This window comes from Geodermatophilus sabuli, assembly GCF_010686765.1.
Lineage (GTDB): Bacteria > Actinomycetota > Actinomycetes > Mycobacteriales > Geodermatophilaceae > Geodermatophilus > Geodermatophilus sabuli_A.
The window spans coordinates 36,824-56,811 of sequence record NZ_JAAGWF010000010.1; the positions used below are offsets into that span (position 1 = coordinate 36,824).

A 19,988-nucleotide genomic window follows, 5' to 3' on the forward strand; every position below is an offset into this window, starting at 1 on the left:
GGCTCCCTCACACGTCGACGACGAGGTCCCCGTCCACCTCGCGCACCGGGTACACGCGGACCCCGGTCGCACCCGACGTCGCGGCGCCGTCGGACCACCGGTAGGCGTAGAGGTGCAGCGGGCAGACCAGGACGTCGACGTCGGTCTGCCCGTCGGCCAGCGGCCCGCCGGCGTGCGGGCAGGCCGCCTGGGTGGCGTGCAGCGAGCCGTCGCGCAGCCGGAAGACCGCGATCTGGGTGCCGCCGGCGACGAAGGCCCGCCCCTCCCCCGGCGGAACGTCCTCGACCCGGCCGACCACGTGCCCGGTCGTCGTCCGCAGGTCCGTCAGGCTCATCGGACCGGCACCTGCGGCAGGGCGACCAGCGGCAGGGCGGGACGGAACTGGCCGGGGGTCGCCGGCTGCCGGCCGTCCTGGCCCCACGGGTCGGTGTAGGCGTCGACGGAGCGCTGCAGGCCGGCGTCGAGGTCGGCGACGATCCCCTCGCCGTCCTCGAGGAGGACCTGCTTGATCCTCTCCAGCCCGATCCGCGGCACGAAGTCGTAGGTGCGCTCCAGCCAGTTGGCGTTCTCCCGGTAGTACTGCAGGAAGCGGCCGGTCAGCTCGATCACCGCCTCCGGGGAGTCCACGGTGGCCAGCAGGTCGCCCTTGCGGACCGAGGCACCGGCGGCCCCGCCGACGTAGACCTCCCACCTGCCGCTGCCGACGGCGACGACGCCGACGTCCTTGACGTAGGCCTCCGCGCAGTTGCGCGGACAGCCGACCACGGCCATCTTGATCTTCGCCGGGCTCTCGATGCCCTGGAACCGGGTCTCGAGGTCGATGCCGAGCTGGGTGGAGTCGTCCAGGCCGAACCGGCAGAAGTCGCTGCCCACGCAGGTCTTCACGGTGCGGAAGCTCTTGCCGTAGGCGTAGCCCGACGGCATGCCGAGGTCGTCCCACATGGCCGGCAGGTCCTCCTTGCGGACGCCGAGCAGGTCGATCCGCTGGCCGCCGGTCACCTTGACCATCGGCACCTCGTACTTCTCGGCGACGTCGGCGATCCGGCGCAGCTGGGCCGGGGTGGTGACGCCCCCCTTCATCTGCGGGACGACGGAGAACGTGCCGTCGCGCTGGATGTTGGCGTGCACGCGGTCGTTGATGAACTTGGCGTCGTTCTCCTGGACGTACTCGCTGCCCCAGATCATCCGCAGCAGCGAGGTCAGGCCCATCTTCGACCTCGCGTCGTCCTGGCCCCCCGGGGCGAGCGCGGCGAACACGGCCGAGACGCTGCGCAGGTCCTGCTCGCGGATGGCGGCCATCAGCTGCGGCTTGGCCAGGGGGATGCCCGGCACGTAGTACGAGGCGGCGGCGTCCTCGGCCAGGTCGCCGTCGGCCGCCCACTCGACGATCTGCCGGACCAACGACTTGCACGACCCGCAGCCCTTGCCGGCCCGGGTCCGGTCCATGACGCCGGACACCGAGCTGCACCCGTCGGCGACCACCTCGCAGATCGCGGCCTTGGACACCCCGTTGCAGTTGCACACCTGCGAGTCGCCGGGCATCTCGGCGACGCCGACCTCCTCCGCGCCGTCGGTGAGGTCGACCAACAGCCGGATGCGCTCCTCCGGCAGGGGGGCGCCGCGGTCGAAGGCCTGGGTGAGGAAGGCGACCTTGCGCGTGTCGCCGAGGAGGGTGGCGCCGACCAGCTTGTCGTCGCGGATGACCACCGACAGGTGCACCCCGCGCTTGGGCTCGGAGATGACGAGGAACTCGTCCTCGTCCCGCTCGGGGGTGTTGATGCCCATGGTCGCGACGTCGACGCCGGCGACCTTGAGCTTGGTCGCCGTCCGGCTGCCGTGGTACTCGGCGGTCGGGTCGGCGCCGGTGAGCACGTCGGCGAGCACGGTGGCGTGCTCCCACGCCGGGGCGACCAGGCCGTAGACCTCGCCGCGGTGCTGGGCGCACTCGCCGATCGCGTACACGTCGGGGTCGTCGGTGCGCAGCTGGTCGTCGACGACGACGGCCCGCTGCACCTCCAGGCCGGAGACGACGGCGACGTCGGTGTTGGGCCGGATGCCGGCGGCGACCACCAGCAGGTCGGCGTCGAGCCGCCGCCCGTCCGCGAGCAGCACCCCGCGCACCCGGTCGGTGCCGACCACCTCGGTGGCGAGGACGTCGAGGTGCACGGTGATGCCGAGCTCCTCGACGCTGCGCTTGAGGATGGCCCCGGCCTCGGCGTCGAGCTGGGCGTTCATCAGGGACGGCGCGGCGTGCACCAGGTCGACCTGCATGCCGTGGCCCTGCAGCGCCCGGGCCGCCTCCAGCCCCAGCAGCCCGCCGCCGAGCACGACGGCCCGCCGCGGTGCGCCCCCGACGGGCGCCTCCTCGCCGCGGACGGTCTCGCCCTGGACGGCGTCGAGCATGGCGCGGGTCTCGTCGATGGTGCGGAACCCGAAGACGCCGGACAGCAGGCTGCCGTCCGCGCGCCGGACGCCGGTCATCGGCGGGATGAACGACCGGCTGCCGGTGGCCAGGACCAGGTGGTCGTAGGCGGTGACCGAGCCGTCGTCGGCGTGGACCAGCTTCGCGGCGGTGTCGATCCGCTCGATCCGGACGCCGGCGCGCAGGGCCACGCCGTTGTCGGCGTACCAGTCGTGGCTGTTGAGGACGATGTCGTCCTCGTGCTCCTCGCCGGCCAGCACCGGCGAGAGCATGATCCGGTTGTAGTTGCCGTGCGGCTCGTCGCCGAAGACGGTGATCCGGAACTGCTCGCCACCGCCGCGCTCGAGCACCTCCTCGACCAGCCGTGCCCCGGCCATGCCGTTGCCCACGACGACCAGCCGGGCGCGGGAGTCGGTGTCGTCGTCGGCCAGGTGGAGGGTGGTCAGGCCCGCCGGCCGGCCGCCCAGGACCGCCGTCATCAGACCTCCACCAGGCCCAGGTCGACGACGACCTCACCGAGGACGCCCTCGGGCGCGGCGGCGTGCAGCTCCACGACGGTGCCGCCGGTGAGGTCCTCGACGACCCGCAGGGGCACGTGCGTGTCGCTCCGCGCGCCGATCGGGAACCAGCGCATCGGTTCGCCGTCCCGGACCAGCAGCACGTAGACCAGCTCGCCGGTCGAGTTGCCGCCCCGGAAGTAGAGGGCCTGGGCGGACCGGCCCGAGGGGACGGTGTAGCGCAGGGCCGGGTCGACCGGGCCGGGCTTGGACAGGCCCTCCCCGGTGATCGGGTAGACGCCTTGCAGGAACCGCGGCGTGCTCTTCACGGTGGCAGTCCTCCTCCGGGAGGGTTGATGGGCTTCTCTGGTCGGCTGTCGTCGGTGCGGGCTCGGGCGGGGCTGGCCGGCGGTGGGCGGGGCGGGGATGCGCTCAGCAGGTCCGCCGATGCGGACGACGGCGACCGCGCAGACCTTGAAGGCGGGCATCTTCGAGGTGGGGTCGAGTGCGTCGGCGTCGGTGAGCGCGTTGGCGCTGGAGCCGCCGCCCCAGTGGAAGGGCGCGAACACGACGTCGGGCCGGATGGCGTCGGTGACCGCGGCGTGGAAGCGGGCCCGGCCGCGGCGGGTGGCCAGCTCGACCACGTCGTCCGGGCCGATCCCCAGCTGCCGGGCCAGGTCGGGGTGCAGCTCGGCCCGCGGGGTGGGGGCGATCAGCTGCAGGCTGCGCGAGCGCCGGGTCTGCGTGCCCGACTGGTACTGGGCGAGCACCCGGCCGGTGGTCAGCACGTAGGGGTAGTCGGCGTCGGGCCGCTCGTGGGCCTCGACGTGCTCGACGCGCAGGAAGCGGGCCCGCCCGTCGGGGGTGGCGAACCGCTCGGTGAACAGCCGCGGTGTGCCGGGGTGCCGCTCCTCGCCGTCCCCGGTGGCCGGGCAGGGCCAGAACACCCCCTGCTCGTCGTCGATCCGCCGGTAGGTGATGCCGGAGTAGTCGGCCGTGCCGCCGGCGCTGGCCCGGCCCAGCTCGGCGAAGACGGTCTCGGGATCGGCGCTGAACAGGTGCCCCGCGCCCAGCCGCCCGGCCAGCTCGGCGAGCAGCTGGAGGTCGTCGCGGACGCCGACGGGCGGGTCCAGAGCGCGCCGGCGGCGGATGACCCGGCCCTCGAGGTTGGTCATGGTGCCCGACTCCTCGGCCCACATGGCGCTGGGCAGGACGACGTCGGCGAGCTCGGCGGTCTCGGAGAGGAAGAAGTCGCTGACGGCGAGAAAGTCCAGGTCGCCGAGCCGGCTGAGCACCCGGCGGGCGTCGGGCGCGGACACCGCGACGTTGGAGGCCAGCACCAGCAGGGTCCGCACCCCGCCGTCGGTGCCGAGGGAGTCGAGCAGCTCGAAGGCCGACCGGCCCGGCTGCGGCAGGTCCCCGGGGTCGACGCCCCAGACCCCGGCGACGTGTGCGCGGGCCGCGGGGTCGGACAGCAGCCGGTACCCGGGCAGCTGGTCGGCCTTCTGCCCGTGCTCGCGGCCGCCCTGGCCGTTGCCCTGACCGGTGACGGTGCCCCAGCCGCTGCCGGGGCGGCCGGGCAGGCCGAGGGCGAGCGCGAGGTTGATCCAGGCCTGGGCGGTGTCGGTGCCGCTGCGGTGCTGCTCGGCGCCGCGGGCGGTGAGCACGATCGCCCGCGGCGCGCGGGCGAGGGCGAACACGGCCCGCCGCTGGTCCTCCACCGGGACGCCGGTCAGCCGCTCGACCCGGTCGGGCCAGTAGGCGGCCACCCCGGCGCGGACGTCGTCGAACCCGGTGGTGCGCGCGGCGACGTAGGCCTCGTCCACCAGGCCCTCGGCCAGCGCGACGTGCAGCAGCCCGTTGGCCAGCGCGAGGTCGGTGCCGGGCAGCGGCTGCAGGTGCAGCCCGGCGTTGCGGGCGGTCGCGGTGCGTCGCGGGTCGACGACGACGTGCAGCGCTCCGCGGGCGCGGCCCTCGTCGAAGTACTGCATGGCCGGCGGCATGGTGTCGGCCGGGTTCGAGCCCACGAGGACGACGACGTCGGCCGCGGCGACGTCGCTCAGGGGGAAGGGCATCCCACGGTCGAGCCCGAACGCCCGGTTCGCCGCCCCGGCGGCCGAGGACATGCAGAAGCGGCCGTTGTAGTCGATCGCGCTGGTCCGCAGGGCGACCCGGGCGAACTTGCCGAACTGGTAGGCCTGCTCGTTGGTCAGCCCGCCCCCGCCGAAGCAGCCGACGGCGTCGCGGCCGTACCGCTCCTGGGTGCGCCCGATCGCCTCGACCACCCGGTCCAGCGCCTCGTCCCAGCTCGCCTCGACCAGCGGGCTGGTGCGGTCGCCGGGGACCGCCCGCACGAGCGGCCGGAGCAGCCGCTCGGGGTGGTCGAGCAGCTCGGCGGCCGACCAGCCCTTGGAGCACAGGCCGCTCCTGTTCACGGGGAAGTCGGCGGGGACCAGGGTGGCCGGCCGGTCGCCGGCGGTCAGCGTCATCCCGCACTGCAGGGCGCAGTACGGACAGTGCGTCTCGGTGCTGCGGGTGCCCGTCGGGAGGGGGCCGGGGACGGCGGTCGTGGACACGGCACCGAGCGTCGACGGCGGCCGTTTCCCTCCCGCTGCGCCGGCGTCAAGCCTGGGTTCCGTGGACCTCACGCCCCGGCCGGCGCCGGTGTGCGGGAGCCCTCCCGGGCGCCGGGTGGTGGGATGAGCCGGTGAGCGCAGGCCCGACCGTCGTCCGCATCGGTGCTCCGTCGGTCCGCCCCGCGGAGCAGCGCGACGTCCCGCGGATCGCCGCGACGCTGACGATCGCCCTCGCCGAGTCCCGGTGGACCCGGTGGGCGCTGCCGGAGGACGGCCGGATGCAGCGGCTCACCCGCCTGCACGAGCTCGACGCCGGGCACCGGTCGGTGGCGACCGGCACCGGCTGGGTGACCGAGGACGTCACCGCCGTCGTCACCTGGGAGGCCCCGCCGGGTGCGCCGGGCACCTCCCCGCTGCCGGGCGACGTCCGCGCGGCGCTGGCCCGGGAGCTGCCGTACCTCGCCGGCCCGCACGCCGACCGGGTCGCCCGCACCCGGGAGCTGGTCGACGCCGCCCGCCCCGCGGAGCCGCACTGGTGGCTGACCCACCTCGGCACCCGGCCCAGCAGCCGGAGACGGGGCTACGGCGGCGCGTTGCTGGAACCGGTGCTGGAACGGTGCGACGCCGCCGGGCTGCCGGCCGCCGCCGCGGTGTACAGCTGGGCCGGCGTCCGGTTCCTGCGCGGGTCGGGCTTCGACGTCGACCGGGCCCTGCGCACCGCGGACGACGAGCTGCCGGTGTGGCTGGTGGTCCGCCGGCCCGATCCCGCAGCCGCGGGTGTCGATCCGGGCGCCGCCCGTTCGTACAGGGGGTGAGCGGCCACTCCGCGACGGCCGCCGGACCGAGGAGGAAGCCATGCCGCAGTACCTGCTCACGATCTACCAGCCCGACGGGGGCGAGCCGGCGCCGGAGGTGCTCGAACCGATCATGCGCGACCTCGACGCGGTCAACCGGGAGATGCGGGAGGCCGGCGTCTGGGTCTTCGCGGGCGGCCTGCACCCTCCGGAGACGGCCACCGTCGCGCGGGTGACCGGGGACGACGTGCTCCTGACCGACGGGCCCTACCTGGAGGGCAAGGAGCACGTCGGCGGGTTCACCGTCATCGAGGCCCCGGATCTCGACGCCGCGCTGGGATGGGGACGCAAGCTGGCCGGTGCGATCACCCTGCCGATCGAGGTGCGGCCGTTGTACGACGGCCCGGGGTGCTGAACCCGCCTGGGACCACCCCGACCGCGGAGGTCGAGCGCGTCTTCCGCGAGGCGTACGGGCGCGCGGTCGCCGTCCTGACCCGCCTCCTCGGCGACATCGACGCCGCCGAGGAGGCGGTGCAGGACGCCTTCGTCACCGCCGTGGCCCGCTGGCCGGAGGACGGGGTGCCGCCCAGCCCGGCCGGCTGGATCGTCACCACCGCCCGCAACCGGGCCATCGACCGGCTGCGCCGCGAGTCCACCCGGGTCGACCGGTACCGCGCCGCCGCGCTGCTGGCCGACCCGGCCCCACCGCCCGAGGAGGGCGCCGTGCGCGACGACCGGCTCCGCATGCTGTTCACCTGCTGCCACCCGGCGCTGGCGCCCGCCGCCCGCGTCGCCCTGACCCTCCGGCTGGTCGGCGGGCTGACCACCGCCGAGATCGCGCACGCCTTCCTCGTCCCGGAGGCGACGATGGCGCAGCGGCTGGTGCGGGCGAAGGCCAAGATCCGGGCCGCGCGGATCCCGTACCGGGTGCCGGCCGAGGCCGACCTGCCCGACCGGTTGCGCGGCGTCCTCGCCGTCGTCTACCTCGTCTTCACCGAGGGGCACACGGCCAGCTCGGGCGAGGCGCTGGTGCGGACCGCCCTGTGCGCCGAGGCGGTGCGGCTCGGCCGGGAGCTGGCCGAGCTGATGCCCGACGAGCCCGAGGTGTCCGGCCTGCTCGCGCTCATGCTGCTGGTCGAGTCGCGCCGCCCGGCCCGGGTGTCACCGGACGGCGACCTGGTGCCCCTGGCCGAGCAGGACCGGGCACGGTGGGACGCCGCTCTCGTCGCCGAGGGGCAGGCGCTCGTCCGCCGCTGCCTGCGGCGGAACGCGCCGGGGCCCTACCAGCTGCAGGCGGCGATCCAGGCGGTGCACAGCGACGCCCGGACCACCGCCGACACCGACTGGGCGCAGGTCGTGGCCCTCTACGACCACCTGACCGCGCTGGCACCGAGCCCGATGGTGGCGCTCAACCGGGCGGTCGCGGTGGCCGAGCTGGCGGGGCCGGCGGAGGGTCTGGCGCTGGTGGAGCAGCTCGACCTGCCGGGGCACCACCTGCTGCCCGCCGTCCGGGCCGACCTGCTCCGCCGGCTGGGGCGGGCGGCGGAGGCCGACACCGCCTACCGCGCGGCGATCGCGCTGGCCGGCAACGCGGCCGAGCGGGCCTTCCTGGAGCGCCGGCGAGCGGAGCTGGGGCGGGCGGGTCCTGGGGAGGGAGGTCCTAGTCGCGCTGCCGGCGCTGCTTCTTGAGGTCCCCGCGCTGCTTCTTGGCCTGGATCCGCCGCTCCTGGGACCCGCGGGTCGGCCTGGTGCGGCGCCGGGCGGCCGGAGGTGCGGCCAGCGCGGCCCGCAGCACCGCGGCCAGCCGCTCGCGCGCGGCCTGCCGGTTGCGCAGCTGCTGCCGGTGCTCGCTGGCCACGACGGTCAGCACGCCGTCGGTGAGCCGGCCGGCCAGCCGCTGCGTCAGCCGCTGCCGCTGCGTCTCGGTGAGCCCGGGCAACGACAGCGGGCTCACCGAGAGCTCGACCCGGGAGTCGGCGGTGTTCACGCCCTGCCCACCGGGCCCCGACGATCGGGAGAACCGCCAGCCCAGTGCCGACGCCGGCACGACGAGCGAGCCGGTGACCGGCAGGTCCGCGGAGGCGTCGTCGGTGGTCGGCACCCGTCCAGTCTCGCCGACGCGTCGCGCGACGCGCGGCTGGACGGGGGCGGACGCGTGGGACGCTGCCGCGCATGACGGCCCCCGTGCCCCGACCGCCGCTGCTGATCGCCGGTGTGGCGGGAGCGCTCACCGTCGCGGCCGGGCTCGCCGGCGCACTGGGCTGGCCGGTGCCCGACCGCACCACGTCCGGCTGGCAGGTGGCGGACGTGGCGCCGTCCCTGCTGCTCCTCGTGGCCGGCGGCGCGGCCCTCTGCCTGGTCGTCGCCGCCGTCCTGGTGCGCCCCGCGACGCTCGGCTCGCCCCTGGCCACGGGGGCGTGGTGGGCGATGGCCGTGGTGGCGGCCGCGGCGCTGGTCTGGCACGACCTGTTCCTCGCCGCCCTGAACGACACCGGTGGACCGGTCATCCCGGTCTTCGACTGGCTGTTCGCCTTCGTCCCGGCGTTCGTCGTCGCGCTGGCCGGTCGCCGGCACGGCCGGGCGGTCCAGCTGCGGGCCGCCGTGGGCACCGGGGTGGTCACCGTGCCCCTGGTCGCGCTCGGCTCGGCGCTGACCGACGGCAGCACGGGCGTGCTGACCGCCCTCGCCGGCGGGCTCTACGGCGCCATCCTGTTCGGCGTCGGACCGCTCGCCGTCGCGACGCTGCTCACCCTGACCCCGGGCGACCGCCCCGCGGCGACCGCGCGCTGAGCCGCGTCCTCAGGCCGCGGCCGGCACCGGATCCGGTCCGCCGGCGGCACCGGGGCGGCAGCGGGCCAGCCGGCGCACGGTCAGCCACGAGCCGCGCCCCGCGCCGTGCTCCTCCAGCGCGGTGACGGCGTAGGCGGAGCAGGTCGGCTCGTACCGGCAGGACGGCGGCCGGCGCGGGCTGATCTCGCGCTGGTAGACGCGGACGGCGGCGACCAGCCGGTCCCGCACCCGCGTCCCGCGCTCCCCGGTGCCGGCGACGTGCACGTGCCGCAGCGTCGTCGGGGTGAGGAAGAGCCCGTCGATGCCGCAGCCGATCGCGTTGGCCAGGCAGCAGCCGGTGTTGAGGAACAGCAGGTCCCGCAGGCAGGAGTCGTTGCGGTCGTAGCCGCCGCGGTACCGCCGCCCGTAGCCGCCGTAGCCCGGCATCGGCGCGCCGTAGCCGCCGAAGCCCTGCCCGTAGCCGGGGCCGTAGCCGGGACCCAGGCCGCGGTGCCGGCGCCGCCGGCGAGGACCCCAGCCACTGCTCCAGATGAAGACCATGCGCCGATCCTGCGGGCGGACGGGCCGGCCCGCGAGACGACCGGGGAGGATCGGCGGCATGCCCGCCTCCTCCCTGGCCACGGCCCTGGCCGCCGGGCCCGTCGTCCTCGACGGCGGTCTCGCCACCCAGCTCGAGGCCCAGGGGCACGACCTCTCCTCGGCCCTGTGGTCGGCGCGGCTGCTGCGCACCGACCCCGACGCGATCGTGGCCGCGCACGCCGCGTTCGCCGCCGCCGGCGCCCAGGTGGCGACGACGGCGAGCTACCAGGCCTCGGTCGAGGGCCTCGCCGCGGTCGGCGTGGCCGCCGCCGAGGCGCGGGCGCTGATCGCCGGCTCGGTGCGGCTGGCCCGCCGGGGCGCACCCGGCTGCTGGGTCGCCGGGTCGGTCGGGCCGTACGGGGCGGTGCTGGCCGACGGCTCCGAGTACACCGGCGGCTACGTCGGCTCGGTGGGCGTGGCGGAGCTGCGGGCCTTCCACCGGCCGCGGATGGAGCTCCTCGCCGAGGCCGGCGCCGACGTCCTGGCCTGCGAGACCGTGCCCGCCGCGGCGGAGGCCGAGGCGCTGCTGCGCGAGGCCGAGGCGGTGGGCGTGCCGGTCTGGCTGTCGCTGACGACGGTCGTCGACGCCGGCGGCGTCGTCCGCACCCGCCGGGGCGAGCGGGCCGCCGACGTCTTCGCGATGGCCGCCGGCGTCGGCGAGGTGCTGGCCGTGGGGGTCAACTGCACGGCGCCGTCGGCCGTCGGGCCGTCCCTGGCCGCGGCGGCGTCGGCCGGGAAGCCACTGGTCGCCTATCCGAACCGCGGCGAGCGCTGGGACGCCGTCGCCCGCCGCTGGACCGGCACCCCCGGCCTCCCGGTCGACGACGTCCCGGCGTGGACCGCCGCCGGCGCCCGCCTGGTCGGCGGCTGCTGCCGGGTCGGCCCGGCCGACGTCGCCGCCCTCGCCGCCGCCGTGGTGACGTGAGGGAACGGCCCCGTTGCAGGGGCCCGCCGCGAGCGTGCGAGCGGTGAGGGGCAGCGGGGTCCTCCCTCAGAGGATGGGCTTGCCTCCGGTCACCGCGACGCGGGCGCCGGAGACGTAGGACGCCTCGTCGCTGGCGAGCAGCACGTAGACCGGGGCGAGCTCGGCCGGCTGCCCGGCGCGACCCATCGGGACCTGCTGGCCGAAGCTCTCCACCTTCTCCTCGGGCATGGTCGCCGGGATCAGCGGCGTCCACACCGGACCCGGAGCGACGCTGTTGGCCCGGATCCCCTTCTCGGCGAGCATCTGCGCCAGCGACGCGGTGAAGTTGGCGATCCCGGCCTTGGTCATCGCGTAGGGCGCCAGGTTGGGGCTCGGGTTGTCGGAGTTCACCGACGAGGAGTTGATGATCGACGCGCCCGGCGACATGTGCGGGATGGCGTCCTTGCAGAGCGTGAACATCGCGGTGAGGTTGACCGCGAGCGTGTGGTCCCACTCGTCGTCGGAGACCTCGTCCAGCGAGTCGTGGCTCATCTGGAAGGCGGCGTTGTTCACCAGGACGTCGACCTTGCCGAACGCCTCGACCGCCGCGGGGATGATCGTCTTCTGGTGCGCGCGATCGGCCAGGTCACCGGGGACGAGCACGCACCTGCGCCCGGCCTCCTCGACGTACTTCTTGGTGTCCTCGGCGTCCTCGTGCTCGTTCAGGTAGGAGATCAGCACGTCGGCGCCCTCCCGGGCGAACGCGATGGCGACCGCGCGGCCGATGCCGCTGTCTCCGCCGGTGATGACCGCGGCCTTGCCGGTGAGCTTCCCGGAGCCGCGGTAGGTCTCCTCGCCGTGGTCGGGCTTGGGGCTCATCTCACCCAGCGTGCCGGGGACGTCCTGCTGCTGGGCGGGCTGGGACTCGGGGCGTGGTGACGACACGTCGTTCCTCCGGTGCGGGTCGCGGGTGCGCCCGGGCCCTTCCGGCCCGGGCGTCCTCCCCGCCGCCTACCCGGCTCGCGCCGTGCGGAACCCGGCGGTCAGGCGGCCCGCAGGACCGACGTCCTCGCCGGGGCGGCGATCGGCAGCTGCCAGCGCATCTCCAGCCGCCGTCGTCCCGACTCGTCCGTCACCGTCGTCCAGCGGCACTCCGGACATCCCGTGTCACGCATCATGTCGCCACCTCCCGTTCACCTGTTGTTCACCTTCGACCAGGATCGGCCGTCCAGACCCGCTGCTGGAGCGGTCGTTACCGGATCGTGATCGGCCGGGCCGGTGGTGGCGCCGCAGGGCGGCCCCCGGGAAGGGACGGCGCATCGGGCACGCTGTCCCCCACGATGACCGCCACCGCCCCCCTGCTCGACGACCCGACCGACCTGGCCGCGCTCCGCGCCCGCGGCGCCGACCCCGACGAGCTGTTCGCCGCGTTCGCCGCCTGGGCCGAGGCGGGCGGCACGCCGCTGTACCCCGCGCAGGAGGAGGCGCTGATCGAGCTGGTCAGCGGCGCCAACGTCGTCCTGGCCACCCCGACCGGCTCCGGGAAGTCGCTCGTGGCCACCGGCGCGCAGTACGCGGCGCTGGCGGCCGGCCGGCGCAGCTTCTACACCGCACCGATCAAGGCGCTGGTCAGCGAGAAGTTCTTCGCCCTCTGCGGGGTCTTCGGCGCGGCCAACGTCGGGATGCTCACCGGCGACGCGGCGGTCAACCGGGACGCGCCGATCATCGCCTGCACCGCCGAGGTGCTGGCCAACATCGCGCTGCGCGAGGGCGCGGACGCCGAGATCGGTCTCGTCGTCATGGACGAGTTCCACTTCTACGGCGACCCCGACCGTGGCTGGGCCTGGCAGGTCCCGCTGCTGGAGCTGCCGCGGGCGCAGTTCCTGCTGATGAGCGCCACCCTCGGCGACGTCACGACGCTGCGCGAGGACCTGACCCGCCGCACCGGCCGGCCCACTGCGCTGGTCGCCTCCGCCGAGCGCCCGGTGCCGCTGCACCACTACTACGCGACCACGCCGATGCACGAGACGATCCAGGACCTGCTCGACACCCGCCAGGCGCCGGTCTACGTCGTCCACTTCACCCAGGCGTCGGCGCTGGAGCGGGCGCAGGCGCTGATGAGCGTCAACGTGGCCACCAAGGAGGAGAAGGCCGCGATCGCCGACCTGATCGGCGGCTTCCGGTTCTCCTCGGCCTTCGGGACGACGCTGTCGCGGCTGGTCCGCCACGGCATCGGCGTCCACCACGCCGGGATGCTGCCCAAGTACCGGCGGCTGGTGGAGCAGCTGGCCCAGGCCGGCCTGCTCAAGGTCATCTGCGGCACCGACACCCTCGGGGTCGGCATCAACGTGCCGATCCGCACGGTCGTCTTCTCCGCCCTCTCCAAGTACGACGGCACCCGCACGCGGCTGCTCAACGCCCGTGAGTTCCACCAGATCGCCGGGCGCGCGGGCCGGGCGGGGTACGACACCGCGGGCACCGTCGTCGTCCAGGCGCCCGAGCACGAGGTGGAGAACCTCAAGCAGTTCGCGAAGGTCGCCGACGACCCGAAGAAGCGGCGCAAGCTGGTCCGCCGGAAGGTGCCCGAGGGCATGGTGCCGTGGAGCGAGGCGACGATGAACCGGCTCGTCGCGGCCGCGCCCGAGCCGCTGACCAGCAACATGCGGGTGACCACCGCGATGGTCCTGGACGTCGTCGACCGGCCAGGCGACCCGTTCGTCGCGATGCGGCGGCTGCTCACCGAGAACCACGAGCCGCGCAAGCGGCAGCTGCGGCACGTCCGCGAGGCGATCGGCATCGCCCGCTCGCTGCTGCAGGCCGGCGTCCTGGAGCGCCTGCCCGAGCCCGAGCCGGACGGCCGCCGGTACGACCTCGTGATCGACCTGCCGCCGGACTTCGCGCTCAACCAGCCGCTGTCGACCTTCGCGCTGGCGGCCATCGAGCTGCTCGACCCGGCCGGCGACACCTACCCGCTGGACGTCGTCAGCGTCATCGAGGCGACGCTGGACGACCCACGGCAGGTCCTGGCCGCCCAGCTGAACAAGGCCAAGGGCGAGGCGGTCGCCCAGATGAAGGCCGAGGGCATCGAGTACGACGAGCGGATGGAGCTGCTCGAGGGGATCACGTACCCCAAGCCACTGGAGGAGCTGCTGGGGCACGCCTTCGAGGTCTACGTGCGCAGCAACCCGTGGGCCGCCGACGCGCACCTGTCGCCGAAGTCCGTGGTCCGCGACATGTGGGAGAACGCGTTCACGTTCCGCGAGCTGGTCAACACCTACGGCCTGACCCGCGCCGAGGGTGCGGTGCTTCGGTACCTCTCCGACGCGTTCAAGGCGCTGCGGTCGGGGGTGCCCGCCGCCGCCCGCACCGAGGAGGTCACCGACCTGGTCGAGTGGCTGGGCGAGCTGGTGCGGCAGGTCGATTCCAGCCTGCTCGACGAGTGGGAGCAGCTGACCAGCCCGGACCAGCCGCTGGACGCGCCGGTCGCCGTCCCGGCCCGGCCCCGGCCGCTCACCGGCAACGAGCGCGCCTTCACGGCCATGGTGCGCAACGCGCTGTTCCGCAGGGTGGAGCTGTGGGCCCGCCGCCGCTGGTACGACCTCGGCGAGCTCGACTCCGGTTCCGGCTGGGACGGCGAGCGATGGGGTGCGGTGGTGCAGGCCTACTTCGCCGAGCACGACGAGGTGCGCACCGGCGCCGACGCCCGCGGGCCCGCCCTGCTGGTCATCGAGAAGGAGCCGCGCCTCTGGCGGGTCCGGCAGGTCCTCGACGACCCCGCGGGCCACCACGACTGGGGCTTCGACGTGGAGGTCGACCTCGAGGCCTCCGACGAGGAGGGCGCGGTGGTCCTCCGGCTGGTCGAGGCCGGCCGCAAGGACTGAACCGGGTGCCACCCCCCTGCCGGCGTTGACCATGGGGCTCGCGCCGGCGACACGGGAGGACGCGCCGAGCGGGACGGCGAGAACCCCATGATCACGGCGGAGGCGGAGGCGGAGGCGGAGGCGACGGTGGCGGCGACGGGGGCGGCTGGGTGACGGCGTGGGAGATGGTCGCGGTCGCCGCGGCCGGGCTGGCCGCGGGCGGCATCAACGCGGTCGTCGGCTCGGGCACGCTGGTCACGTTCCCGGTGCTGCTCGCCGTCGGGCTGCCGCCGCTCACCGCGACGATCAGCAACTCGCTGGGCCTCGTCCCGGGCGGTCTCACCGGCTCGATCGGCTACCGGCGCGAGCTCGCCGGCCAGCGGGGCCTGCTGCTGCGGCTGCTCCCGGCGTCGGTGCTCGGCGCGCTCACCGGTGCCTTCCTGCTGCTGCACCTCCCGGCGGCCAGCTTCGAGGCGGTCGTGCCGGTGCTCGTCGGCCTGGCCGTCGTCCTGGTGGCGGCGCAGCCGGTCCTGCAGCGCGCTCTGACGCGCCGCCGGGCCGACGACGGCCCGCAGCGGATCGGGCGGGGCCGGCTGGCCGCCCTCGCTGCCGGCGCGTACGCCACGGGCAGCTACGGCGGCTACTTCGCAGCCAGCCAGGGCGTGCTGCAGATCGGCATCTTCGGGCTGCTGCTGCGCGAGCCGCTGCAGCGGCTCAACGCGATCAAGAACGTGCTGACCCTCGCGGTGAACGCCGTCGCCGCCGGCGCCTACGTCGTCGTCGCCACCGACCGCGTCGACTGGGCGGCCGCCGCCCTCGTCGCCGGCGGCGCGCTGGTGGGCGGCTGGCTCGGCGCCCGGTACGGCCGCCGGCTGCCCTCGGCCGTGCTGCGGACGGCGATCGTGGTCCTCGGCTGCGTCGCCATCGCCGTGCTGCTGACCCGCTGACGCCCCGGGTCGAGGAACGCAGGGGCCGAGGCGGCAAGCTGGTCGGCATGACGGCAGTCGAGCGCTTCGACCGGGCCATGCACGACTCGCCCACGGAGCTCACCCCACCCGCGCTGCTCCCGGCGCGCCTGGCCCGCGCGTGCGCCGTGGCCCTCGGCGTGGACGGCGCGGCGCTGAGCCTGCACGTCGGCGCGCTGCAGACCCCGATCGGCTCGAGCGACGCGACCACCGCGCACGCCGAGCGCCTGCAGTTCACCCTCGGCGACGGCCCCTGCCTGCGGGCCCACGACGACGGCGCGACGATCGCCTTCGACCCCGACGACCTCGAGCGCAACTGGCCCGCGCTGTGGGCCGCGATCTCCACCGACACCCCGTACCGGGCGGTGCTGTCGGTGCCGCTCCCCCCACCCCTCGGGCCGCTGGTGGTGCTCGACCTCTACGTGCGGGAGCCCTCCGCGCTCACCCGGCTCGACCCGGGCCCGGTCAGGGAGGTGGCCCGCTGCACGACCGAGGAGCTGGCGCTGACGGTGACCGGCCCGGACTTCCCGGACGACGGCAGCGGGTGGCTCGACGGGCCGGACGCCCGCCGTCGTGCCCAGGTGTGGCAGGCCATGGGGCTCGTCGGCGTGGAGTACGACCTGGACGGCCCCGACGCCATCGCCGTGATGCAGGCGGCGGCGCTCGCATCCGGCCGGGTCGTCGACGACGTCGCCGAGGACATCGTCGGCGGCCGGCTCGCACCCGGCGACCTGTGGGAGGACCGGGTCGCCGGGGACGAGGCCGGGTGACCCCACTGGAGTTCGCGTTCCTCGTGCTCGCCGGCATCGGCGCGGGGCTCACCGGCAGCATCGCCGGGCTGGCGTCACTGATCAGCTACCCGGCGCTGCTGGCCACGGGTCTCCCGCCGGTGACCGCCAACGTCACCAACACGGTCTCGCTCGTGCTCAACAGCGTGGGCTCGGTCAGCGCCTCGCGGCCGGAGCTGCGCGGGCAGGGACGGCGGCTGCTGCGGCTGTCGGCCGGGGCCGTGCTCGGCGGCGCGGCCGGAGCCGCGCTGCTGCTGCTCACACCCTCGGAGGCGTTCGAGCGGATCGTGCCCTGGCTGATCGCCGGTGCCTCCCTCGCGCTGCTGCTCCAGCGACCGCCCGGGCAGCTGGCCGCCGAGGGGGCGCGCGAGCACCCGGCGCACCGGGACCCCTGGTGGCTGCCCGTCGGCACCTTCACCGTCGCCGTGTACGGCGGCTACTTCGGCGCCGCGGCCGGCGTGATGATGCTGGCGATGTACCTGCTGACGACCGGCGAGGGCCTGCCGCGCGGCAACGCCCTGAAGAACGTCGTCCTGGGCATCGCCAACGCCGTGGCGGCCGTCGGGTTCGTCGTGCTGGCACCGGTCGCCTGGTCGGCGGCACTGCCCCTGGCGCTCGGACTGCTGGTCGGCGGGCGTCTGGGGCCGAGCGTGGTGCGCCGGGCGCCGCAGACGGCGCTGCGGCGGGTCATCGCGATCGCCGGTCTCGGCCTGGCGGTGCACCTGGCGGTGCAGGCCTACACGTGACCGGGCTCAGCTGACGTAGGCGGCCAGGAAGAGCACGAACGCACTGGCCAGCAGCAGCAGCCGGGCCGGGGTGAGGCCGTTGAGCAGGTTCGCCGTCGCCTCGACCCAGGCTGGGCGGATGGTCGCCTCACGGGCACCCCGTCGGACCAGCCGCACCTCGTCCGCCAGCAGCGCACCGGACGCCCCGAGCATGGTCAGGCCCACGGTCAGGAAGACCAGGGCGAGCCGCTCGCTGAACGCGTCGGCGACGCCGCCGAGCAGGAGGACGACGAGCAGTCCGGCGAGCAGCCCGACCACCGCGCCGGCCACCGGCGCCCACGGCCCCATCCGGGTGAGCGGGCTGACCCGGCGCGGGCCGACCCGTGGCCGGCTGGTCACCGGGGCGGTCGGCTGGTGGCCCTCGGGCAGCCCGCCGGCCGGCGTCGGGTCGGCCGCGGCGGGCGATGACGAGGTGGGTGACGGCGGGGCGGGCGGGGTCTCGGCGTGCGCGGTCCCGGCGTGCGCGGTCCCGGCGTGCGCGGTCCCGGCGGGGGACGCATCGGCGGGCGTGGGGTGTCCCGGCGGCGCGATCACCGGGATCGGTCCGGTGGCGGGGTCCGCGCCGGCAGGAGGAGACGCGCCGACGGCGGTCGCGCCGGTGGGCGGAACGGCGGGCAGCTCGGTGGTCGACTGGTTCGGGGTGCGCGGGGCCTCGGACATCACCCCCACGCTAGGCGCCCGCACCGACACCTCCCGGGACCTCCCCGGGCGGGTTGTCGACCTGTCTCCGTGTCGACAGGGAGACAGGCCGCCCCACCACGCTCAGACCAGGCGGCGGCTACCCGGTGCGACCACCCGGAGCCAGCGGTGGCCGTAGCCGTCGAGGGTGAGCTCCACCGCACCCTCCTCCCCCACCGGCGTCTCGCCGGGCTGCAGCAGGTCGACCAGCCGGTGGTCGGCCCCGCAGTCGTCGAGGGCCAGCGGCACCACCCGAGGTTCCGGCCCGAGGTTGTGGACCGCGACGAGGGTCCCGTCGTCCCAGCTGCACAGGTGCGCGAACACCTCCGGATGCGGCTGCTCGAGGATCGAGTAGGTGCCCCAGCCGAGCTCCGGGGACTCCCGGTACCGGCGGATCAGCAGCTTCATGAACGACAGCAGCGAGTCGGGGTCGTGCCGCTGGTCGGCGACGTTGACGAACTCCGGTGCGAAGCCGCCGTCCACCACCGGGCCGGGCAGCGCGTCGGGATCGGCGGTGGAGAAGCCGCCGTTGGGGCCGGAGGTCCACTGCATCGGCGTCCGGACGGCGAGCCGGCCCTCGGCGTCGAGGTCCTCCCCCATGCCGATCTCCTCGCCGTAGAAGAGCACCGGGGTGCCGGGGAGGGAGAACAGCAGGCTGTAGACCATGCGGATGCGCCGCGGGTCGCCGTCCAGCATCGGCGGCAGCCGGCGGCGGAGGCCGCGGCCGTAGACCTGCATGTCCTCGTCCGGGCCGAAGGCGGCGAAGACCTCCTGCCGCTCGTCGTCGGAGAGCTTGTCGAGGGTGAGCTCGTCGTGGTTGCGCACGAAGGTGGCCCACTGGCTGTCCGGGCTGACCGCCGGCCGCTGTGCCAGCGCCTTGCCCAGGGGCGCCGCGTCGGTGCGGGCCAGCGAGAGGTAGAGCGCCTGCATGCCGATGAAGTCGAAGAGCATGGTCAGCTCGTCACCGTCCTCACCGCCGAAGAAGGTCACCTGCTGCTCGTGCGGCAGGTTCACCTCGCCGAGCAGGATGCCGTCCCCCGTGCGGCGGCCGAGGAGGGACCGCAGCGCGCGCAGGTACTGGTGCGGCTCGGGGAACCGGTCGTCCTGGTCCCCCTGCGTCTCCAGGAAGAACGGGACGGCGTCCACGCGGAAGCCCGACAGGCCCAGCTGCAACCAGAAACCCATGATCTTGGCGACCTCGTCGCGGACCCGGGGGTCGGCCACGTTCAGGTCGGGCTGCTCCTTGTAGAAGCGGTGCAGGTACCACTCCTGGGTCGGCTCGTTGTAGGTCCAGATGCTGTCCTCCTGGTCGGGGAAGACGACCTGGTCGGAGGTGTCCGGCGGCTCGTCGTCGCGCCAGACGTAGAAGTCGTGGAAGGGGTCGTCCCGGCTCTGGCGCGCCCGCTGGAACCACGGGTGCTCGGCGGAGGTGTGGTTGACCACCAGGTCGGCGATGACCCGCATGCCGCGGTCGTTCGCCGTCCGGATGACCTCGACCAGGTCGCCGTGGGTGCCCAGCCGCGGGTCCACGCCGTAGAAGTCGGTGATGTCGTAGCCGTCGTCCCGCTCGGCCGTCGGGTAGAAGGGCATGAGCCACAGGCAGGTCACGCCGAGGTCGGCGAGGTGGTCGATCCGCTGGGCCAGGCCGGCGAAGTCACCACAGCCGTCGCCGTTCCAGTCCAGGTAGGTCTCGACGTCCAGGCAGTAGACGACCGCGGTCTTCCACCACAGGTCGCTCGTGTCGGTGATCCGCATGGCGGCGTCCTCTCCTCGGGGGCGTGCCGTCGTCCCTACCGCACCCCGGGGCCGGAGGCGACCCGCCGGGTCAGGCCGGCGGCTCGGACAGCAGCTGGAAGAGCAGGTGGTCCTGCCAGCGCCCGGCGATGCGCAGGTATCCCGGCGCGAAGCCGATCCGCTCGAACCCGTTGCGCCGCAGCACCCGCTGGGAGGCCGAGTTGTGCACGAGGGTGCTCGCCTGCAACCGGTGCAGGCCGGCGTCGCCGAAGGCCAGGCGCACCATCGCGGCGACCGCGGACGACGCGACGCCGTGCCCGGTGAGGTGCTGGCTCACCCAGTAGCCGAGGTCGCCGGACAGGAAGGCCCCGCGGACGACGTTGTTGACGTTGACCCGCCCGGCCGGCTCGCCGTCGACGAGCACCACGCCCGGCAGGGCCGCGCCGTGCGCGTGCTGGTCGAGGGCGCGACGCGCGTCGGCGCGCTGGCGTGCCTCGGTGAAGTACTCCTCGGGGCGCTCGGGGTCCCACGGCGCGAGGAACTCCCGGTTGGCGACCAGCAGCCGGGTGAGGGCGGGGACGTCGTCCTCGCTGAGCACCCGCACGGTGACGTCCAC

The 19,988-nt window shown here is 75.1% G+C and carries 19 protein-coding genes; 9 read left to right on the forward strand and 10 right to left on the reverse strand.

The genetic code is table 11. From position 1 onward, the window contains the following. Positions 1-7: 7 nt before the first annotated feature. Genes GCU56_RS10655 through GCU56_RS10665 form a run of 3 tightly spaced genes read right to left on the reverse strand, consistent with a single transcriptional unit; the run spans position 8 to position 5,495 of the window. A complete protein-coding gene (locus tag GCU56_RS10655) occupies positions 8-334 on the reverse strand; it encodes a Rieske (2Fe-2S) protein (protein ID WP_163481714.1) in 327 nt (108 codons plus the stop codon). After that, complete coding sequence (gene nirB, locus GCU56_RS10660) at positions 331-2,901, reverse strand: nitrite reductase large subunit NirB (protein WP_163481715.1); 2,571 nt, start codon at positions 2,899-2,901, stop codon at positions 331-333. Before nirB ends, GCU56_RS10655 begins: the two co-directional genes overlap by 4 nt. Continuing rightward, positions 2,901-5,495 carry a molybdopterin-dependent oxidoreductase gene (locus tag GCU56_RS10665; RefSeq protein ID WP_163481716.1) on the reverse strand — a complete coding sequence of 865 codons (2,595 nt, stop codon included), beginning with the start codon at positions 5,493-5,495 and terminating at the stop codon, positions 2,901-2,903. The genes nirB and GCU56_RS10665 overlap by 1 nt, the downstream gene beginning before the upstream one ends. A gap of 131 nt (positions 5,496-5,626) precedes the next feature. Here GCU56_RS10665 and GCU56_RS10670 point away from each other — a divergent pair, with 131 nt between their 5' ends. Genes GCU56_RS10670 through GCU56_RS10680 form a run of 3 tightly spaced genes read left to right on the forward strand, consistent with a single transcriptional unit; the run spans position 5,627 to position 7,978 of the window. Next, complete coding sequence (locus tag GCU56_RS10670) at positions 5,627-6,310, forward strand: GNAT family N-acetyltransferase (protein ID WP_163481717.1); 684 nt, start codon at positions 5,627-5,629, stop codon at positions 6,308-6,310. Positions 6,311-6,350: 40 nt separating this feature from the next. Beyond that, on the forward strand, positions 6,351-6,704 hold the full coding sequence (locus GCU56_RS10675; RefSeq protein ID WP_163481718.1) for a YciI family protein: 354 nt from the start codon (positions 6,351-6,353) through the stop codon (positions 6,702-6,704). Beyond that, positions 6,698-7,978 (forward strand): RNA polymerase sigma factor, encoded by a 1,281-nt coding sequence (locus tag GCU56_RS10680; RefSeq protein ID WP_345771770.1) that lies wholly within the window; start codon positions 6,698-6,700, stop codon positions 7,976-7,978. The genes GCU56_RS10675 and GCU56_RS10680 overlap by 7 nt, the downstream gene beginning before the upstream one ends. Here GCU56_RS10680 and arfB read toward each other — a convergent pair. Further along, positions 7,950-8,390: an alternative ribosome rescue aminoacyl-tRNA hydrolase ArfB gene (arfB, locus tag GCU56_RS10685; RefSeq protein WP_163481720.1), complete on the reverse strand. Its 441-nt coding sequence runs from the start codon at positions 8,388-8,390 to the stop codon at positions 7,950-7,952. The genes GCU56_RS10680 and arfB overlap by 29 nt on opposite strands. A gap of 71 nt (positions 8,391-8,461) precedes the next feature. Here arfB and GCU56_RS10690 point away from each other — a divergent pair, with 71 nt between their 5' ends. Then, on the forward strand, positions 8,462-9,079 hold the full coding sequence (locus GCU56_RS10690; RefSeq protein WP_163481721.1) for a hypothetical protein: 618 nt from the start codon (positions 8,462-8,464) through the stop codon (positions 9,077-9,079). 9 nt (positions 9,080-9,088) lie between these two features. Here the strand turns inward: GCU56_RS10690 and yidD are convergent, their stop codons facing one another. Then, positions 9,089-9,619, reverse strand: a complete 531-nt coding sequence (yidD, locus tag GCU56_RS23935) for a membrane protein insertion efficiency factor YidD (RefSeq protein WP_239522090.1) — start codon at positions 9,617-9,619, stop codon at positions 9,089-9,091. Positions 9,620-9,677: 58 nt separating this feature from the next. Here yidD and mmuM point away from each other — a divergent pair, with 58 nt between their 5' ends. Next, positions 9,678-10,583: a homocysteine S-methyltransferase gene (gene mmuM / locus GCU56_RS10700; RefSeq protein WP_163481722.1), complete on the forward strand. Its 906-nt coding sequence runs from the start codon at positions 9,678-9,680 to the stop codon at positions 10,581-10,583. A gap of 66 nt (positions 10,584-10,649) precedes the next feature. Here mmuM and GCU56_RS10705 read toward each other — a convergent pair whose 3' ends face one another. Both GCU56_RS10705 and GCU56_RS24600 read right to left on the reverse strand, forming a co-directional pair. Next, positions 10,650-11,507, reverse strand: coding sequence for a glucose 1-dehydrogenase (locus GCU56_RS10705; RefSeq protein WP_345771771.1), 858 nt, complete (start codon positions 11,505-11,507; stop codon positions 10,650-10,652). 98 nt (positions 11,508-11,605) lie between these two features. After that, positions 11,606-11,740, reverse strand: coding sequence for a hypothetical protein (locus GCU56_RS24600; RefSeq protein WP_275585824.1), 135 nt, complete (start codon positions 11,738-11,740; stop codon positions 11,606-11,608). 162 nt (positions 11,741-11,902) lie between these two features. Between GCU56_RS24600 and GCU56_RS10710 the strand changes: the two genes are divergently transcribed. From GCU56_RS10710 to GCU56_RS10725, 4 genes are all read left to right on the forward strand, one after another. Next, positions 11,903-14,443, forward strand: coding sequence for a DEAD/DEAH box helicase (locus GCU56_RS10710; RefSeq protein ID WP_163481723.1), 2,541 nt, complete (start codon positions 11,903-11,905; stop codon positions 14,441-14,443). A 149-nt stretch (positions 14,444-14,592) separates the two neighbouring features. Next, positions 14,593-15,369: a TSUP family transporter gene (locus GCU56_RS10715; protein ID WP_163481724.1), complete on the forward strand. Its 777-nt coding sequence runs from the start codon at positions 14,593-14,595 to the stop codon at positions 15,367-15,369. Positions 15,370-15,416: 47 nt separating this feature from the next. Continuing rightward, positions 15,417-16,157 carry a hypothetical protein gene (locus tag GCU56_RS10720; RefSeq protein WP_239522091.1) on the forward strand — a complete coding sequence of 247 codons (741 nt, stop codon included), beginning with the start codon at positions 15,417-15,419 and terminating at the stop codon, positions 16,155-16,157. Then, positions 16,154-16,921: a TSUP family transporter gene (locus GCU56_RS10725; RefSeq protein WP_163481725.1), complete on the forward strand. Its 768-nt coding sequence runs from the start codon at positions 16,154-16,156 to the stop codon at positions 16,919-16,921. Before GCU56_RS10720 ends, GCU56_RS10725 begins: the two co-directional genes overlap by 4 nt. A gap of 6 nt (positions 16,922-16,927) precedes the next feature. Here GCU56_RS10725 and GCU56_RS23445 read toward each other — a convergent pair whose 3' ends face one another. The 3 genes from GCU56_RS23445 to GCU56_RS10740 all read right to left on the reverse strand — a co-directional run bounded on the left by GCU56_RS23445 (position 16,928) and on the right by GCU56_RS10740 (position 19,988). Next, positions 16,928-17,620, reverse strand: coding sequence for a hypothetical protein (locus tag GCU56_RS23445; protein WP_204331878.1), 693 nt, complete (start codon positions 17,618-17,620; stop codon positions 16,928-16,930). A 102-nt stretch (positions 17,621-17,722) separates the two neighbouring features. Next, positions 17,723-19,393, reverse strand: a complete 1,671-nt coding sequence (locus tag GCU56_RS10735; protein WP_163481726.1) for an alpha-amylase family protein — start codon at positions 19,391-19,393, stop codon at positions 17,723-17,725. 70 nt (positions 19,394-19,463) lie between these two features. Further along, positions 19,464-19,988, reverse strand: a complete 525-nt coding sequence (locus tag GCU56_RS10740) for a GNAT family N-acetyltransferase (RefSeq protein WP_163481727.1) — start codon at positions 19,986-19,988, stop codon at positions 19,464-19,466.

Bases quoted from the DNA above. Each gene is read 5' to 3' on its own strand.
- GCU56_RS10655 (WP_163481714.1), bottom strand. From the start codon at position 334: ATGAGCCTGACGGACCTGCGGACGACGACCGGGCACGTGGTCGGCCGG.
- nirB (WP_163481715.1), bottom strand. From the start codon at position 2,901: ATGACGGCGGTCCTGGGCGGCCGGCCGGCGGGCCTGACCACCCTCCAC.
- GCU56_RS10675 (WP_163481718.1), top strand. From the start codon at position 6,351: ATGCCGCAGTACCTGCTCACGATCTACCAGCCCGACGGGGGCGAGCCG.
- GCU56_RS10690 (WP_163481721.1), top strand. From the start codon at position 8,462: ATGACGGCCCCCGTGCCCCGACCGCCGCTGCTGATCGCCGGTGTGGCG.
- yidD (WP_239522090.1), bottom strand. From the start codon at position 9,619: ATGGTCTTCATCTGGAGCAGTGGCTGGGGTCCTCGCCGGCGGCGCCGG.
- mmuM (WP_163481722.1), top strand. From the start codon at position 9,678: ATGCCCGCCTCCTCCCTGGCCACGGCCCTGGCCGCCGGGCCCGTCGTC.
- GCU56_RS24600 (WP_275585824.1), bottom strand. From the start codon at position 11,740: ATGATGCGTGACACGGGATGTCCGGAGTGCCGCTGGACGACGGTGACG.
- GCU56_RS10710 (WP_163481723.1), top strand. From the start codon at position 11,903: ATGACCGCCACCGCCCCCCTGCTCGACGACCCGACCGACCTGGCCGCG.
- GCU56_RS10720 (WP_239522091.1), top strand. From the start codon at position 15,417: ATGACGGCAGTCGAGCGCTTCGACCGGGCCATGCACGACTCGCCCACG.
- GCU56_RS23445 (WP_204331878.1), bottom strand. From the start codon at position 17,620: ATGTCCGAGGCCCCGCGCACCCCGAACCAGTCGACCACCGAGCTGCCC.
- GCU56_RS10735 (WP_163481726.1), bottom strand. From the start codon at position 19,393: ATGCGGATCACCGACACGAGCGACCTGTGGTGGAAGACCGCGGTCGTC.